The 15,517-nt window shown below is 68.5% G+C and carries 13 protein-coding genes; 4 read left to right on the forward strand and 9 right to left on the reverse strand.

All coding sequences use genetic code 11. The annotated features are described in order from the left end of the window. Positions 1 to 231: 231 nt before the first annotated feature. Genes dapC through JNB50_RS14280 form a run of 3 tightly spaced genes read right to left on the reverse strand, consistent with a single transcriptional unit; the run spans position 232 to position 2,122 of the window. On the reverse strand, positions 232 to 1,365 hold the full coding sequence (gene dapC, locus JNB50_RS14270; RefSeq protein ID WP_208040823.1) for a succinyldiaminopimelate transaminase: 1,134 nt from the start codon (positions 1,363 to 1,365) through the stop codon (positions 232 to 234). Position 1,366: 1 nt separating this feature from the next. Further along, the gene (fdxA, locus tag JNB50_RS14275; protein WP_011186402.1) at positions 1,367 to 1,687 is read right to left on the reverse strand and encodes a ferredoxin; all 321 of its coding nucleotides are present in this window, start codon (positions 1,685 to 1,687) and stop codon (positions 1,367 to 1,369) included. A gap of 45 nt (positions 1,688 to 1,732) precedes the next feature. Next, on the reverse strand, positions 1,733 to 2,122 hold the full coding sequence (locus JNB50_RS14280; RefSeq protein ID WP_208040824.1) for a hypothetical protein: 390 nt from the start codon (positions 2,120 to 2,122) through the stop codon (positions 1,733 to 1,735). Between the two features lie 120 nt (positions 2,123 to 2,242). Here JNB50_RS14280 and efeU point away from each other — a divergent pair, with 120 nt between their 5' ends. Genes efeU through efeB form a run of 3 tightly spaced genes read left to right on the forward strand, consistent with a single transcriptional unit; the run spans position 2,243 to position 5,676 of the window. Next, on the forward strand, positions 2,243 to 3,103 hold the full coding sequence (efeU, locus tag JNB50_RS14285; protein ID WP_208040825.1) for an iron uptake transporter permease EfeU: 861 nt from the start codon (positions 2,243 to 2,245) through the stop codon (positions 3,101 to 3,103). Positions 3,104 to 3,158: 55 nt separating this feature from the next. Next, positions 3,159 to 4,340, forward strand: coding sequence for an iron uptake system protein EfeO (efeO, locus tag JNB50_RS14290; RefSeq protein WP_208040826.1), 1,182 nt, complete (start codon positions 3,159 to 3,161; stop codon positions 4,338 to 4,340). Positions 4,341 to 4,347: 7 nt separating this feature from the next. Continuing rightward, the gene (gene efeB, locus JNB50_RS14295) at positions 4,348 to 5,676 is read left to right on the forward strand and encodes an iron uptake transporter deferrochelatase/peroxidase subunit (RefSeq protein WP_208040827.1); all 1,329 of its coding nucleotides are present in this window, start codon (positions 4,348 to 4,350) and stop codon (positions 5,674 to 5,676) included. Between the two features lie 3 nt (positions 5,677 to 5,679). Here efeB and JNB50_RS14300 read toward each other — a convergent pair whose 3' ends face one another. The 3 genes from JNB50_RS14300 to JNB50_RS14310 all read right to left on the reverse strand — a co-directional run bounded on the left by JNB50_RS14300 (position 5,680) and on the right by JNB50_RS14310 (position 10,096). After that, positions 5,680 to 6,150: a hypothetical protein gene (locus JNB50_RS14300; protein ID WP_208040828.1), complete on the reverse strand. Its 471-nt coding sequence runs from the start codon at positions 6,148 to 6,150 to the stop codon at positions 5,680 to 5,682. Between the two features lie 33 nt (positions 6,151 to 6,183). Then, entirely contained in the window at positions 6,184 to 8,100 is a 1,917-nt protein-coding gene (typA, locus tag JNB50_RS14305) for a translational GTPase TypA (RefSeq protein WP_208040829.1), read from the reverse strand. A 139-nt stretch (positions 8,101 to 8,239) separates the two neighbouring features. Continuing rightward, positions 8,240 to 10,096, reverse strand: coding sequence for an ABC transporter ATP-binding protein (locus tag JNB50_RS14310; protein WP_208040830.1), 1,857 nt, complete (start codon positions 10,094 to 10,096; stop codon positions 8,240 to 8,242). 68 nt (positions 10,097 to 10,164) lie between these two features. On the opposite strand from JNB50_RS14310, the gene JNB50_RS14315 reads away from it, so the two are divergent. Next, positions 10,165 to 10,791 carry a PH domain-containing protein gene (locus JNB50_RS14315; protein WP_208040831.1) on the forward strand — a complete coding sequence of 209 codons (627 nt, stop codon included), beginning with the start codon at positions 10,165 to 10,167 and terminating at the stop codon, positions 10,789 to 10,791. A 44-nt stretch (positions 10,792 to 10,835) separates the two neighbouring features. Here the strand turns inward: JNB50_RS14315 and JNB50_RS14320 are convergent, their stop codons facing one another. The 3 genes from JNB50_RS14320 to JNB50_RS14330 all read right to left on the reverse strand — a co-directional run bounded on the left by JNB50_RS14320 (position 10,836) and on the right by JNB50_RS14330 (position 15,369). Next, positions 10,836 to 11,849: an ABC transporter permease gene (locus JNB50_RS14320; RefSeq protein ID WP_208040832.1), complete on the reverse strand. Its 1,014-nt coding sequence runs from the start codon at positions 11,847 to 11,849 to the stop codon at positions 10,836 to 10,838. Next, positions 11,849 to 13,381 carry an ABC transporter permease gene (locus JNB50_RS14325; protein WP_208040833.1) on the reverse strand — a complete coding sequence of 511 codons (1,533 nt, stop codon included), beginning with the start codon at positions 13,379 to 13,381 and terminating at the stop codon, positions 11,849 to 11,851. Before JNB50_RS14325 ends, JNB50_RS14320 begins: the two co-directional genes overlap by 1 nt. 194 nt (positions 13,382 to 13,575) lie before the next feature. Next, on the reverse strand, positions 13,576 to 15,369 hold the full coding sequence (locus JNB50_RS14330; protein WP_208040834.1) for an ABC transporter family substrate-binding protein: 1,794 nt from the start codon (positions 15,367 to 15,369) through the stop codon (positions 13,576 to 13,578). Positions 15,370 to 15,517: the final 148 nt, after the last annotated feature.

The raw sequence follows: 15,517 nt of genomic DNA on the forward strand, positions 1-15,517 counted from the left end.
TCTGCGACCGTCGCCTCGCCGGCGGCGCCGCGCTGCTGAGCCTGTGCCTGGGCAGCGCCGGCCCGATCGGTGCCAGCCTGCTCGGTGCCGAGTCCGCTCACAACGCCTCCTGGTGGGGTTTTCGGGATGCTTCGCGCGCCGTTCGTGTCAGCGCCGCTGAGAAGCCGTGCTGGTACAGCCTAGCCAACCCGTGCGGCAACTGTCGCATCGCGCAAAGGAGCCGGCCGATGGTTAGAGAGTCTCTCCAAACGCTCGCAACCGGGAGGCCGCGGCCGCGATGCGCTCGTCCGTCGCCGTGAGCGAGAGCCGCACGTGCTGCGGGAAGTGCTCCCCGTAGAAGACGCCGGGGCCGGCGACGATACCGAGGTCGGCGAGTCGGCCGATGCTCTCCCAGGCGTCGCGCCCTTCAGTCGCCCACAGGTAGAGGCCCGCCTCGCTGCGGTCGATGCGGAAGCCGGCGGCCTCCAGCGCGGGAACGAGGAGGTCGCGCCGCGCGCGGTAGCGCTCGCGCTGCGCCGCGACGTGCGCGTCATCGCCGAGCGCGGCGACCATCGCAGCCTGCAGAGGCGACGGCAGCATCAGCCCGGCGTGCTTGCGCACCGTGGTGAGTCGCGCGATGAGCGCCGGGTCGCCCGCGATGAACGCGGCGCGGTAGCCGGCGAGATTGGACTGCTTGCTCAGCGAGTAGACGGCGAGGACGCCCGTGCGGTCGTCGCCGGTGACGCGCGGGTCGAGCACACTCGGGATCGGCTCGTCGCGCCACGGGCCCTCCCAGCCGAGCTCGGCGTAGCACTCGTCACTCGCGACCACGGCGCCCAGCTCGCGGGCGCGGGAGACGGCGGCCGCGAGCTCGACGGCAGACAGCACCCGGCCGTCGGGGTTTCCCGGGCTGTTGAGCCACACCAGGCGCGTGTTCGCCGGCCAGTCGGCAGGGTGGTCGGCAGCGACGGACTGCGCGCCGGCCAGCGCCGCGCCGATCGCGTAGGTGGGGTAGGCCGCTCGCGGGTGGACGACGGCGTCGCCCTCCCCCAGCCCGAGGAAGAACGGGAGGAAGGCGACCAGCTCCTTGGAGCCGATCGTGGGCAGCACGTTCTGCGTCGCGAGGCCGGGGACGCCGCGGCGCCGCTCGAACCAGGCGACGATCGCCTCCCGGAGCGCGGGGGTGCCGACGGTCTGCGGGTACGCGTGCGCGTCCGTCGCGTCGGCGAGCGCCCGACGGATCAGCTCAGGCGTCGGGTCGACGGGCGATCCGATCGAGAGGTCGACGACTCCGGTGGTGTCGCCGAAGGGCTCCGCCCTCCCTGCGCGCGCCACGTACGGCGCCATCAAATCCCAGGGGTAGTCGGGAAGCTCGCCGAGGGCCACGTCAGTGCGCCTGCGGGGGCAGTGCTGCGATGATCGGGTGGTCCTTGGCGATGACGCCGACCTTGGCCGCGCCGCCGGGCGACCCGATGTCGTCGAAGAACTCCACGTTGGCCTTGTAGTAGTCGGCCCACTCCTCGGGGAGGTCGTCTTCGTAGTAGATGGCCTCCACCGGGCACACCGGCTCGCACGCTCCGCAGTCGACGCATTCGTCGGGGTGGATGTACAGCGACCGTTCGCCTTCGTAGATGCAGTCGACGGGGCATTCGTCGATGCAGGCCCGGTCTTTCACATCGACACACGGGAGGGCGATGACGTAGGTCACTGTTGTTCGGATTCCCTTCGCGAAACGGGACGCTTCCCCTCTAGCTTAGGACGTCCGCGCTGCCGCGGCGGCCCTGCCGCGGCGACCGCGCACGTCGGGCCACGCCACGACGAGCGCGGCGATGAGGATGGGCGCGACGAGCCAGATCTGCCCCAGCAGATTGTTCGGGATCAGGACGGAGCCCCCCGGGCTCTGCTGCGTGAACAACAGGATGGCGGCGATCGAACCGAGCGCCGCGCAGAGCGCCGGCCACCGCGAGTCGCCGAGGAGGCGCAACCCGACGAGCAGGGCCGTGTAGCAGAGGAGGGAGCCGATCAGTCCGAGCGGGACCGTCACCCCCCAGGTCACGGTGAGCTGGTGGGCGACCGTGCCGATGCACCCGACGATGGCACCGACGACCACCATGAGCACGCCGTTGACGATCCTGCTGAGCATCCTCGAATCCTAGCGGGACGCACCCGCACCCCGGCTGGACAGGGTCGCCGAAGGTGATCTAGAGTCGAGCGGGTAAGGTTAGCCTTACCAACATCCCCCGCTTCTATTCGAAGGTCCCCTGTGCTCGCGAACTACCTGATCGGCCTCCGCGAAGGCCTCGAAATGGCGCTCATCGTCACCATCCTGGTCGCCTACGTGGTGAAGGTCGGGCGGCGCGACGTCCTCTCGAAACTCTGGATCGGCGTGGGCATCGCCCTGGTCGTCCCGCTCGGGATCGGCGCACTGCTGACGTGGGGCCCCTACGGGCTGAGCTTCGAGGCGCAGGAGATCGTCGGCGGCACGCTGTCGCTCATCGCGGTCGGCTTCGTCACCTGGATGATCTTCTGGATGGGCAAGACCGCCCGCAGCATGAAGTCCACGCTCCAGCACCGGCTCGACTCGGTGCTCGTCGGCGCCGGCTGGGGCGTCGTCATCCTGGCGATGCTGAGCGTCGGGCGCGAGGGCATCGAGACGGCGCTGTTCGTCTGGGCGACGGTCGCCAGCATCGGCGGCGGCTGGGAGCCCGTCATCGGCGCGGTGCTCGGCCTCGTCACCGCAGCGGTGCTGGGCTTCCTGCTCTACCGCGGGATGGTGCGCATCAACCTCGGGTCGTTCTTCACCTGGACCGGCGCCTTCCTGATCCTCGTCGCCGGCGGCGTGTTCGCATACGGCATCGGCGACCTGCAGGAGGCCGGCGTCCTCCCCGGCGCGAACATCCACGCGTACGACATCAGCGCCGTCATCCCGTCGTCGAGTTGGTACGGGACCGCGCTCGCCGGCATCCTCAATTTCAACCCGTCGCCCACCTGGTTCCAGGTGATCGCCTGGGTCGGCTACATCGCCGTCGTCACGTTCTTCTACGTGCGGCAGCACCGGTCCGCCGGCCGGGTGGCCGCGAAACCCGCGGGCGCGCCCGTGCCGCACGCGCCTGTCGCCTCCTGACTGTCCCGCCCCGCACTCTTCCCTCCCCCACCAGAGCAGAAAGCACAGCATCCCCATGCCTCGACCCCGCCACCTCGGCACGACCGCCGGCCTCCTCGCCGGCACCGCAGCCCTGGCGCTCGCCCTCACCGGCTGCGTGCCCAACACGGCCTCCGCCGAGGCCGAGGCGATCCAGGTCACGCTCACCGACAGCTCCTGCACGGTGAAGACCGACACCGCGCCTGCCGGCCCGATCACGTTCCAGGTGACCAACTCCGGCTCCGACGTCAACGAGTTCGAGGTGCTCGCTCAGGACAAGCTGCGCATCGCGGCCGAGAAGGAGAACATCGGGCCGGGCACCACCGTCAACTACGTGGTGCAGCTGGCCGAGGGCAGCTACTTCACCGCCTGCAAGAAGGGGATGGTCGGCAGCCCGACGTCGCTCGCGAAGTTCACGGTGACCAAGGGCGCCGCCGACACCAAGACCGCCAGCGAGAGCAAGCAGGTCGCCCAGGCCGTGACCAACTACGTCAGCTACGTGAAGGACCAGGCCGGTCAGCTGCTGGCCGCTACGAAGACCTTCGCGGCCGCCTACGAGGCCGGCGACGACGCCGCGGCACGCGCCCAGTATCCGGCGACCCGAGCGTTCTACGAGCGCATCGAGCCGACGGCCGAGCAGTTCGGCGACATCGACCCCGCGCTCGACCTGCGCGAGGCCGACCTCGAACAGGGCCAGGCCTGGACGGGCTGGCACCGCATCGAGAAGGACCTCTGGGCGCCCGCCGGGTTCACCCCGTCGGACGCGGCCGGCCGCGCCGCCCTCGGCGAGCAGCTCGTGGCCGACACGCAGAGGCTCTACGACCTCGTCTACGCCAAGGACTTCACGCTGACCCTCGACCAGATCTCCAACGGCGCGAGCGGGCTGATGGAGGAGGTCTCGCGCAGCAAGATCACCGGCGAGGAGGAGATCTTCTCGCACACCGACCTCTGGGACTTCAAGGCGAACGTAGAGGGTGCAGAAGTCGCGTACGGCAACGTCCGGGCGATCCTGCTGCAGAAGGGCAGCGCCGGCACCAGCGCCGCGAAGAAGCTCGACAGCGAGTTCGCGACGATCGACAAGCTGCTCGCGCAGTACGCGTCCGGCGACGGCTACGTGAACTACACCGAGCTCACCACGGCGCAGGTCAAGGAGCTCTCCGACTCCGTCAACGCCCTGAGCGAGCCGCTCAGCCAGCTCACCTCGATCCTGGTCAAGTAGGAGAGGGATGACCGAGCAGAGCACGGACGCCGGCCACCCGGATCCCGCCGTCCAGCCCGAGAGCGCTGCGCGCGCCGGGCGGTCCGGGCTGTCCCGGCGTGGAATGCTCGGGCTCGCCGGAGCCGCGGTCGGCGCGGGGGTGGTCGGGTTCGGAGCGGGAGCAGCCGTGGGCCACGCGGTCGCGAGCTCGCCCACCGACACGACCTACCCGTTCTACGGTGCCAACCAAGCCGGGATCACCACTCCGGCGCAGGACCGCCTCCACTTCGCGGCCTTCGACGTCGCAGCCGGTCTCGACCGCGAGGGTCTCATCGAGCTGCTGCGCGATTGGACCGTCGCCGCCGCGCGGATGACGCAGGGTCGCCCGGCCGGGAAGTACGGGCCGGCATCCGGTCCGTCCGACGCGCCGCCCGACGACACCGGCGAGGCTCTCGACCTCCCGCCCGGCGGTCTCACCCTGACGTTCGGCTTCGGCCCGTCGCTGTTCACCGCGGCCGACGGCACCGACCGGTTCGGGATCGCGGACCGGCGACCGGCCGCGCTGGTCGACCTTCCGCGCTTCCGAGGCGACGCCCTGATCGATTCGCTCACCGGCGGCGACCTGTGCGTCCAAGCGTGCAGCGAGGATCCTCAGGTCGCCGTGCACGCCATCCGCAACCTGTCACGCATCGCCTTCGGGCGCGCCGCCATCCGCTGGTCGCAGCTGGGCTTCGGTCGCACGTCCTCCACCTCGCGCAGCCAGACGACCCCGCGCAACCTGTTCGGCTTCAAGGACGGGACGGCGAACATCAAGGCGGAGGACTCCACGGTGGTCGACGACCAGGTGTGGGCGGCCGCGTCGGACGGGTCGGCGTGGATGCACGGCGGCTCGTATCTGGTGGCGCGCAAGATCCGCATGATCATCGAGACCTGGGACCGGCAGCAGCTGGGCGAGCAGGAACGCATCATCGGTCGCGACAAGGGCGAGGGTGCACCGCTTTCGGGAGGCTCCGAGTTCACCGACCCGAACTTCCTCGCACTCTCCGCGGGCGGCGGCACGAAGATCGACCCCGACTCGCACGTGCGACTCGCGCACCCGACGATGAACGACGGAGCACAGCTGCTGCGCCGCGGCTACAACTTCGTCGACGGCAACGACGACCTGGGGCGCCTGAATGCCGGCCTGTTCTTCATCGCGTTCCAGCGGGATCCGCGTAAGCAGTTCATTCCGATCCAGACCCGCCTGGCCAAGAACGACGCACTCAACGAGTACCTCAAGCACGTCGGCTCTGCGGTCTTCGCCGTTCCGCCGGGCGCGCGCGAAGGGTCGTACGTGGGGGCGGGGCTGTTCGCCTGAGCGCTACGGTGTCGCCGACGGGGTCGGCGTCTCCACCGCCGCGCGCGACACCGAGTAGTTGGCGACCCAGCCGTTGCTGCCGGCACCGGTGACCACCACGAGCACGCCGTACTGGTCGTTCGCGAAGGTGCCGGTGCCTCCGCCGTCGGGAGCCTGCGCGCCGAACTGGCCGCTGAATCCCGCGTCGGTGAGCTGCTTCTCGATGTCTTTGTAGGCGTCGGCGCCGGAGACCTTGACCGTCACGTTCCAGACCTTGCCGTGGCCGCTGCCGACACCCGCGCCGAACACGATGGCGCCCTTGTACAGCGGGACCGACGTCGGGAAGTCGGCGGGGACCTTGTCGCCGCCGAGGTCGACGTTGCCTCCGGTGACGTCTTTCACGGCCGTCTGGAAGCTGCAGCCCGCGAGCGCCGGCGCGACCCCCAGCACGAGGAGGGCCGCGACCGGGATCGCGAGAAGGCGCGAACGTCTCATGTGTCGATTATGCGCCGAAGCGGAGTGGCGCGCTCAGGCGTCCTGGCGCTTCAGACGGGCAGCCGCGCGGCCGCGGGCGGTCGCGTCGAGCTCGACCTTGCGGATGCGCACGGCCTCCGGGGTGACCTCGACGCACTCGTCCTCGCGGGCGAACTCCAGGCACTCCTCGAGCGTCAGCTGACGTGACGGCGTCATCGACTCGAACGTGTCGGCCGTGGAGGAGCGCATGTTGGTGAGCTTCTTCTCCTTGGTGATGTTCACGTCCATGTCGTCGGCGCGCGAGTTCTCGCCGATGACCATGCCCTCGTAGACCTCCTCGGTGGGGTTCACGAAGAACGACATGCGCTCCTGCAGCGCGATGATCGCGAACGGCGTGACGACGCCGGCGCGGTCGGCCACGATGGAGCCGTTGCTGCGGGTCACGATCTGCCCGGCCCAGTCGTCGTAGCCGTGCGAGATCGCGTTCGCGATACCCGTGCCGCGCGTGGTGGTGAGGAACTCGGTGCGGAAACCGATGAGACCGCGCGACGGGACGATGAACTCCATGCGGACCCAGCCCGTGCCGTGGTTCGCCATGTTCTCCATGCGGCCCTTGCGAGCGGCGAGCAGCTGCGTGATGGCGCCGAGGTACTCCTCCGGGGCGTCGATCGTCAGGTGCTCGAACGGCTCCTGCGTGCGGCCGTCGACCTTGCGGGTCACCACCTGCGGCTTGCCGACGGTCAGCTCGTAGCCCTCGCGGCGCATCTGCTCGACCAGGATGGCGAGCGCGAGCTCGCCGCGGCCCTGCACCTCCCAGGCGTCGGGCCGGCCGATGTCGAGCACGCGCAGCGAGACGTTACCGATCAGCTCGCGGTCGAGGCGGTCCTTGACCATGCGCGCGGTCAGCTTGTGGCCCTTCACCTTGCCGACGAGCGGCGAGGTGTTGGTACCGATCGTCATCGAGATCGCGGGGTCGTCGACGTGGATGGCCGGCAGGGCGCGCACGTCGTCCGGGTCGGCCAGGGTGTCGCCGATCATGATGTCGGAGAAGCCCGCGACCGCGACGATGTCGCCGGGGCCGGCCGACTCGGCCGGATAGCGGTCGAGCGCCTTGGTCATCAGCAGCTCGGTCACGCGCACGTTGTGCACGTCGCCGTCGTGGCGCACCCAGGCGACCGTCTGGCCCTTCTTGAGGGTGCCGTTGAAGATGCGGAGCAGGGCGAGGCGGCCGAGGAACGGCGACGCGTCGAGGTTGGTGACGTGCGCCTGCAGCGGTGCGGACGGGTCGTACGTCGGAGCCGGGATGTGCTCGAGGATCGCCTCGAAGAGCGGCTCGAGGTCGTCGTTGTCCGGCAGCTCGCCGTTGGCCGGACGGTTGCGGCTGGCGGCGCCGGCACGACCGGACGCGTAGACGACCGGCACGTCGAGAACCGCGTCGAGGTCGAGGTCGGGCACGTCGTCGGCCAGGTCGCTCGCGAGGCCGAGCAGGAGGTCCTGGCTCTCCTCGACGACCTCGCCGATGCGGGCGTCGCCGCGGTCGGTCTTGTTGACGGCGAGGATCACCGGCAGCTTGGCCTCCAGCGCCTTGCGGAGCACGAAGCGGGTCTGCGGCAGCGGCCCCTCCGAGGCGTCCACCAGGAGCACGACGCCGTCGACCATGGACAGGCCGCGCTCCACCTCTCCGCCGAAGTCGGCGTGGCCGGGGGTGTCGATGACGTTGATCGTGATCGGGCCGTTCGGTGCGTGCTTGCCCTTGTACGAGATCGCCGTGTTCTTGGCGAGGATCGTGATGCCCTTCTCGCGCTCCAGCTCGTTGGAGTCCATGGCGCGCTCTTCGACGTGCTCGTGGTCGCCGAACGAGTTGGTCTGCCGCAGCATGGCGTCGACCAGCGTGGTCTTGCCGTGGTCGACGTGGGCGACGATCGCGACGTTGCGCAGATCGGCGCGGTGGGCGACGGCGTTCTCGGACATGCGTGAGGGCTCGACTCTCGTCAGAAAGAAATGGGGAACGGTCCATTCTATCCCAGTGGGAGCGCGTGCCTGTCGCCACGCGAAACGCCCTCCGTTCCGCAGCTGTTCACGGAACGGAGGGCGTTCGTCGGTGGTCGGCCTACAGCCCCTGGGCCACCGGCGGCTCCGGCTCCTGCGGCAGGCCCTCGTTGACCGGAACGACCTCGTCGGAGCCGGCGGCCAGCAGTTCGAGGCGCAGAGCCCGGCGGGCGCGCTGCTGCTCCGGGTCGGGCAGCGGCACTGCGGCGAGCAGGCGCTGGGTGTACGCCTCCTTCGGGTAGCGCAGGATCTCGTCGCGCGTCCCGACCTCGACGAGGTTGCCGTGGTGCATGACGGCGATCCGGTCGGCCAGCACGTCGATGACCGCGAGGTCGTGCGTGATGAAGAGGCACGCGAAGTTCATCTCCTTCTGGAGCTGCTGCATCAGCTCCAGAACGCGCGCCTGCACCGAGACGTCGAGCGCGCTCGTCGGCTCATCGGCGATCAGCACCTGCGGCTTCAGCGACAGCGCGCGGGCGATGCCGACGCGCTGCTTCTGGCCTCCGGAGAGCTCGTGCGGGAACCGGCTGCGGTATGCGCGGGGCAGCTCGACGCTGTCGAGCAGGCGGTCGACCTCGTTCGCGAGTTGCTGCCCCTTGAGGCCCTTCGCCAGCCGCAGCGGCTCGCCGATGGAGTCGGCGATCTGCAGGCGCGGGTTCAGCGACGACGACGGGTCCTGGAACACGATGCCGACGTTGCGGTGCAGCTTGCGGATCTCGTCGCGGCCCGCGTTGCTGATGTCCTGGCCGGCGACGACCAGCTTGCCCGAGTGGATGGGCAGCAGGCCGATCGCGGCGCGGCCGAGCGTGGTCTTGCCGGAACCCGACTCGCCCACCAGGCCGACGACCTCGCCCTCGTGGATCGTGAGGTCGATGTCGGTCGCAGCCCGGAAGGCCGGCACGCGGCCGTGCTTCGGGTACTCGATGGCGACCTTCTCGAAGTCGACCACGACCTTCCGCTTGTCCATCTCCGCCTTCTCGTGCTCGGCGGCGGCGATGCGCTCGTTCACGCGAATGCGCTCGGCGTACTCCTCGTCGGGGTTCTCCGTGCCGGCTGCGAGGGCGGCGGTCGTGTCGATCTCCTCGTCCTCGCGCTGACCCAGGTGCGGCACAGCCTCGAGGAGGGCGATCGTGTACGGGTGCTGCGGAGCGTCGAAGACATCCTTGACCGTGCCGGCCTCGACGATGTCGCCCTTGCGCATCACCACGATGTTGTCTGCCAGGTCGGCGACGACGCCCATGTCGTGGGTGATGAGCAGGATCGCGCTGTCGAGGCGGTCGCGGAGGCTGCGGATGAGCTCCAGGATCTCGGCCTGAACGGTCACGTCGAGTGCGGTCGTCGGCTCGTCGGCGATGAGAAGCTTCGGGTCGCACGAGATCGACTGCGCGATCATGGCACGCTGGCGCTGGCCGCCCGAGAGCTGGTGCGGATACGAGTTGAACGCCTTGACGGGATCGGGCAGCTCGACCATGTCGAGCAGCTCGAGCGCACGCTCCTTCGCCTCGTGCGGCGACATCCCGAAGTGGATGCGCAGCGTCTCGACGATCTGGAAGCCGACCGTGTAGACCGGGTTCAGCGCCGTCATCGGCTCCTGGAAGATGACTGCGACCTGGCGTCCGCGCACGCGGCGCATCTGCTGCGGGCTGAGCCCGGTGAGCTCCCGCCCCTCGAGCTTGATCGACCCCTGGACGCGGGAGTTCTGCGGCAGGAGGTCGAGGATCGCCATCGAGCTCGCGCTCTTGCCCGAGCCGGACTCGCCGACGATGGCGAGCACCTCGCCCGCCTTGATCGAGTAGTTCAGCTTCTTGGCCGCGGGCACCCAGACGTTGTCGACGCCGAAGTCGACGGACAGGTCGGTGACCTCCAGCACGGGGGCGCCGACGACGACCCCGGCCCCACCGGTGGTGTTCTCGGTCATGATTCGTGGTTCCTTTCGGGGGCGCGCTCGGGCGAGGCGGAGACGGTGCGGGATGAGAGCATGGAGCCATGCCCTACGTCTCCCCCGCCGAGCGCGAGGTTTTCGTGTCCCGGTTCAACCGGGTTCTTGCCGTGCTGATCTGGGCGGCCGCTGCGGCCCTGATCGTCGGCCTTCTGGTGAGCGTGCACGATGCGCGCCTGCTCTACGTCGTGCCGTGCGCGCTGTTCGCCTTCGTGGGCTGGGCGCTGCTCTGGCGCCCGAGCCTCACGGTGGCCGACGACGGCATCGAGGTGGTCAACGTCACGCGCACCGTCCGAATCCCGTGGCAGGCGCTCATCCACGTGGACACCAAGTACGCGCTCACGCTGTACACGCCCGGCCGCAAGTTCCCGGTCTGGTCCGCTCCCGCTCCCGGCACGGCGCGCACGCTGCGCGCCACTCGCCAGGAGACCGCGGGACGCGTCGGCAAGCCCGCCGTCGCGGACAGCGTGCGCCGCCCGGGCGACCTGCTGTCCACCGAATCGGGCGCCGCTGCCGAGGTCGTGCGCCGCCGCTGGGCTCAGCTCCAGCAGAGCGGGGCCGTCGACAGCGGGCTGGCGGACGAGACGCCCGTGACGGTCCGCTGGCACTTCGCGTCGCTGGCGGTGCTCGTCGTACTCGCCGCCGGCGCGCTCGCCGCGCTGCTGGCGGCCTGACTCCGCAGAGCCGGAGGCCGCCAGCAGCGCAGCGCGGGCGGATGTCACAGCACGTCCTCCGCGAGGGCCGCGCCCGTACGGGGTCCCGACTGGCCGTCCTCACCGGGCTCCGGCTCCTCCTCGCGCATCTTGCGGAGGTTGAACCGGCGGTGGCGCGGGTCGAACGCGTCGCGCAGGCCGTCGCCGACGAAGTTGACCAGCAGCGCGAGCGTCACGATGAACGCACCCGGCCACCAGAACAGCCACGGACGGGTCTGGAACGCCGACTCGTTCGAGCTGATCAGCAGGCCGAGCGAGACGTCCGGCGGACGGATCCCGTAGCCGAGGAACGACAGCGCGGTCTCGAGCAGGATGGCAGAGGCCATGATCAGCGTCGAGGACACGATGACGACGCCGATGGCGTTCGGCAGGATGTGCTTGAAGATGATGCGCGTGTCGGACGCGCCCGCCACGCGGGCCGCCTCCACGAACTCCCGCTCGCGCAGCGACAGGAACTCGCCGCGCACCAGGCGCGCGATACCCATCCACGAGAAGAAGCCCAGCATCAGGGCGAGGAAGAACGCTCCCAGGCCGCCGAACATGTGACCGACGACGGAGCCGATCACCAGTGCAGGGATCACGATGAAGACGTCGGTGATGCGCATCAGGATCGCGTCGACCACGCCGCGGAAATACCCCGCGATGGCTCCGACGACGACGCCGACGACGCTCGCGATCAGCCCGAGCACGACCATCACCAGAATCGAGTTCTGGATGCCGCGCATCGTGAGGGCGAAGTAGTCCTTGCCGATGCGGTCCTGCCCGAACGGGTGCTCCGGGCTCGGCGAGCCCTGGGCGACCTGGTCGTTCAGCTCGACGTAGTTGTACTTCCACCAGCCGTGGATCGGGCCGATGCCGATCGCGGAGATCGAGAACAGCAGGATCAGGATGAACAGGATCGCACTGCCGACGGCGACCTTGTTGGAGAGGAAACGCTTCCAGATGAGCTTTCCCTGGCTGACGGGCGGGGAACTCGGCTCCCGGAGCTCGTCGGCGATCATCGGTTCGGTCGTGGACATCAGCGGACCCTCACTCTCGGGTCGAGTGCGGCGTAGGACAAGTCGGCGAGGAAGTTGAACAGGATCGCCATGACTGCGATGACGAGGAAGTACGCCATCACGGGGTTCAGGTCACCGCGCTGAAGCCCCGCATTGAACAGGGACCCCATGCCCGGGATCGCGAACACCTTCTCGGTGATGATCGCACCACCGAGCAGCGCGCCGACATCGAAGGCGACGAGGGTGGTGATCGGGATGAGCATGTTGCGGAACGCGTGACGGACGACGACCGTCCGCTCCGGGAGGCCCTTGGCGCGCGCGGTGCGGATGAAGTCCTGGCCGAGCACCTCCAGCATGCCGGCGCGCGAGTAGCGCGTGTACGACGCGAACGAGATCAGCAGCAGGGCCACCGTCGGCAGCGCCAAGTGCGTGAAGGTGTCGAGCCCGGTCACCCACATGTCGCCGGTCAGACCGGGCGTGGACGACCCGACGGTGGCGATCGGACGGCCGTTGGTCTCCTGGAAGTACGTCGGCCAGGCCTGCATGAAGCGGTCGACGAGGATCAGGAAGCCCGACACGATGGTCACGAGCACCGCGACGCGCATGTTCTGGCCGCGGTCGTACCCTCCCACGAACCAGCCGATCGCGAGGCTGACGAGGACCGCGATGATCGCGAGGATCGCGATCGTCGCAGGGGTCGAGATGTTGAACAGCCACTGCAACCCGAAGTAGCACACCAGCGAGATCGCTCCGGCGATGCCAGCGGAGATGAGCGCGCGTCGGTTCTGCAGTCCCGCGGTCAGCGCGGTCGCGCCGATCACGGTGCCGGCGACCAGGACGATCATCACCACCGGGCCGAGGCCGGGGTGCAGGAACCAGTTGGTCGCGCTCATCAGCAGCAGCACGCCCGCCGTCGCCACGCCGGACACACCGAAGGTGATGCCTCGGCGACGCATGTCGCCGCCGATGAGCGACTGCCAGATGAGCCCGGCGACAACTCCGATCAGGATGGCGACCCACCAGGGGATCGCCGGAGTCGCCAGGAAGTTGTTGAAGCCGATGGCGACGAACTCCTTGAGGAGGACCGCCACGAGGAACGCCGGGAGCGAGTACAGGAAGAAGCTGAGGAACGTGACGACGTTGTCGAGTCCGCTGTACTGCCGCAGGGCGGTCACGATGCCGATGGTGACACCGAGGAGGATCGCGAGGATGAGCGCGACGGTGACCAGCTGAACGGTGGAGGTGAGCGCCTGCGGGAGGATGTCCACCACCTTCGCGTTCGAGATGGTCGATCCCAGGTCGCACGAGTTGGCGAACGGGATGAGGCACTTGGCCGCGCCTCCCAGCCAGAGGAGCCACCGCAGCGGCGGGGCGATGTCGAGCTGGAGGAGCTGGATGCGCGCATTGATGAGCTGCGTCTTATTCGGGCTGTTGCTGCTTCGCAGATCCGCCAGCGGGTCGGCGCTGTACGCGACCAGCATGTACATCAGGAACGAAGCGGCGACGATGATGAGCACTGAGACAAGAAGGCGTCTCAGGATGAAACTCGCCATAGGTTCAAAACCTTTACTGACAGGGCGCGCCGTGAAACGGGTTGGGCGGCGGAGCGGGGGCTCGCCTGGCGCGAATTCGAGGTAACGATCGGGTTACGACCGCCGACTACATGATAACGGGGCGTCGACTCGAAGCCGACGCCCCGTCGCAGGAGAGTGCCCGGGGGTCCCCCGGGCACTCTCACTGTCGAGCGTTACTTCGCGGTCGAGGACTTGACGGTCCACTCCCAGAAGTTCCAGAACGGGCCGTTCTGGTTGCCCATGTACTTCACGCCGTCGACGCGGGCGTTGACACCGAACACGCCGGGCAGCTGGAACAGCGGCAGGCCGTAGAACTGCGAGAACGCGGTCTTGTCGATGTTCTTCTCGAGCGAGACGAGCTTGCTGGTGTCGAGCGTCGTCTGGGTGGCCAGAGCATCGTCGTTCGCCGCGGAGAAGCGGTTGTAGTTACCGCCGCCGTTGGTGGTGAACAGCTGCGGGATCTGCGAGGTGCCGGCACCCGGGCTGATCCAGCCGAAGAGCGACGCGTCGTAGTTGCCACCCGGGAGGAGCTTGCTCCAGTCGGGCGAACCGGCGTCGACGACCTTGAAGCCGGCCTTGGCGGCGGACGTCGAGATCGCCTGGAACTCGTCGACACGGTTCGGGTTGTTCGTGTTGTACAGGATTCGAACGGTCGGGGTCGCACCGGCGAGGAGCGCCTTGGCGCCCTCGATGTCGACCTTGTCGAAGTTGCTCGAACCGTTGTTCTTCACGGAGTCGCCGTACTCGGGCTGCTGGTTCGGCAGCCAGATCTGCGAGTTGAGGACCTTGGCCTTCGGGTTCACCGGGGTGACGATCGAGTCGAGGATCTGCTGACGCGGGATCGTCTTGAGGAACGCCTCGCGGACCTTCGGGTCGGCGAAGACCTGCGAACCGAAGTTCAGGTCGAGGTGGTCGTACGACGCCTGGTCGCCGGTCAGGACCTTCGCGGTCGTCTGCTTGAGAGCATTGAGCGTGTCAGCCGAGGCCTGCGGGTTGATGATGTCGACCTCACCGTTCTGGAGAGCGGTGACCTGGGCGTTGGCGTCCGGGATGATGCGGAACACGATCTTGTCCACGCTCGGCTTGAGCCCGCCGTCGTAGTACTTGTTCTGCGTCATCGTGAGCGACTGGCCGGGGGTCCACGACGAGACGACGAACGGGCCGGAGGAGACCAGCAGGTCCTTGTCGGTCGGGAACGCGGTCACGTCGTAGCCGGTGTTGACGAAGTCGGCGGCCTTCTTCAGGGTCGCGTTGGGGGCGACAGGCGCGTCCGGGTTGCCCTTCGGCAGCGTCTTCAGCAGCTTGGTCAGGTCGGCGGCCGACGAGAGGCCCGCCTTCTTGGCCACGATGTGCGCGGGCTGCGCGATCGGGTTGACGAGCTCCCAGTCCACGTACGGCGTGGAGTACTTCAAGGTGATCGACGTGTTGTTGTCGCCCACGGTCGGGAAGGCGGTCGAGTCGATGCCCGCCGTCGAACCCGCAATGGAGAAGTACTGGGTGCCGCTGGTCACGTTGCCCTGGTCGTCGAACTTCGCCGAGTCGTAGTAACCGGAGGCGATGGCCCAGCCGAGGATCATGTCGTCAGCGGTGACAGGCTGTCCATCGGACCACTTGTCGTTCTTGTTCAGGGTGTACTTGACGGTCAGCGGGCTGTCCGAGATCTTCTCGAACTTGCCGAACTTGTCGTCGTGAACGATCTTGTAGTTGTTGTCGATGTACTGGAAGCCAGTACCGTACGACCCGTCGAGGTAGCCGACCTGGCCGTTGGTGTCCAGGTTGCCCTGCGGGGTCTGCGAGTTGAACGAGGTGAAGTCGTTCACGACAGCGACCGTCACGGTGCCGCCCTTGGCTGCGGACGAGGTGCCCGTGCTGCCGGACGTGGTGCAGGCCGACAGCGCGAGCGCGGCAACGCCGGCGACGGCGACGGCGCTGACCGCGTACCTGACCTTTCTTCCCTTGATGTGCAATGTTCCTCCTGTGCGAAGTGTGCGACGGCACGGGCATGCGAGAGCACCCGAACCCCGCGGGATAAGAACAACCTAGGTACCGTTGAGTGGGAATGCAAAATGAGGCTCGAAAACGTTACACAGTGGTAACTCAGTCGGCGGATCGTTG

The sequence above is a fragment of the Leifsonia sp. TF02-11 genome (assembly GCF_017565305.1).
GTDB lineage: Bacteria > Actinomycetota > Actinomycetes > Actinomycetales > Microbacteriaceae > Leifsonia.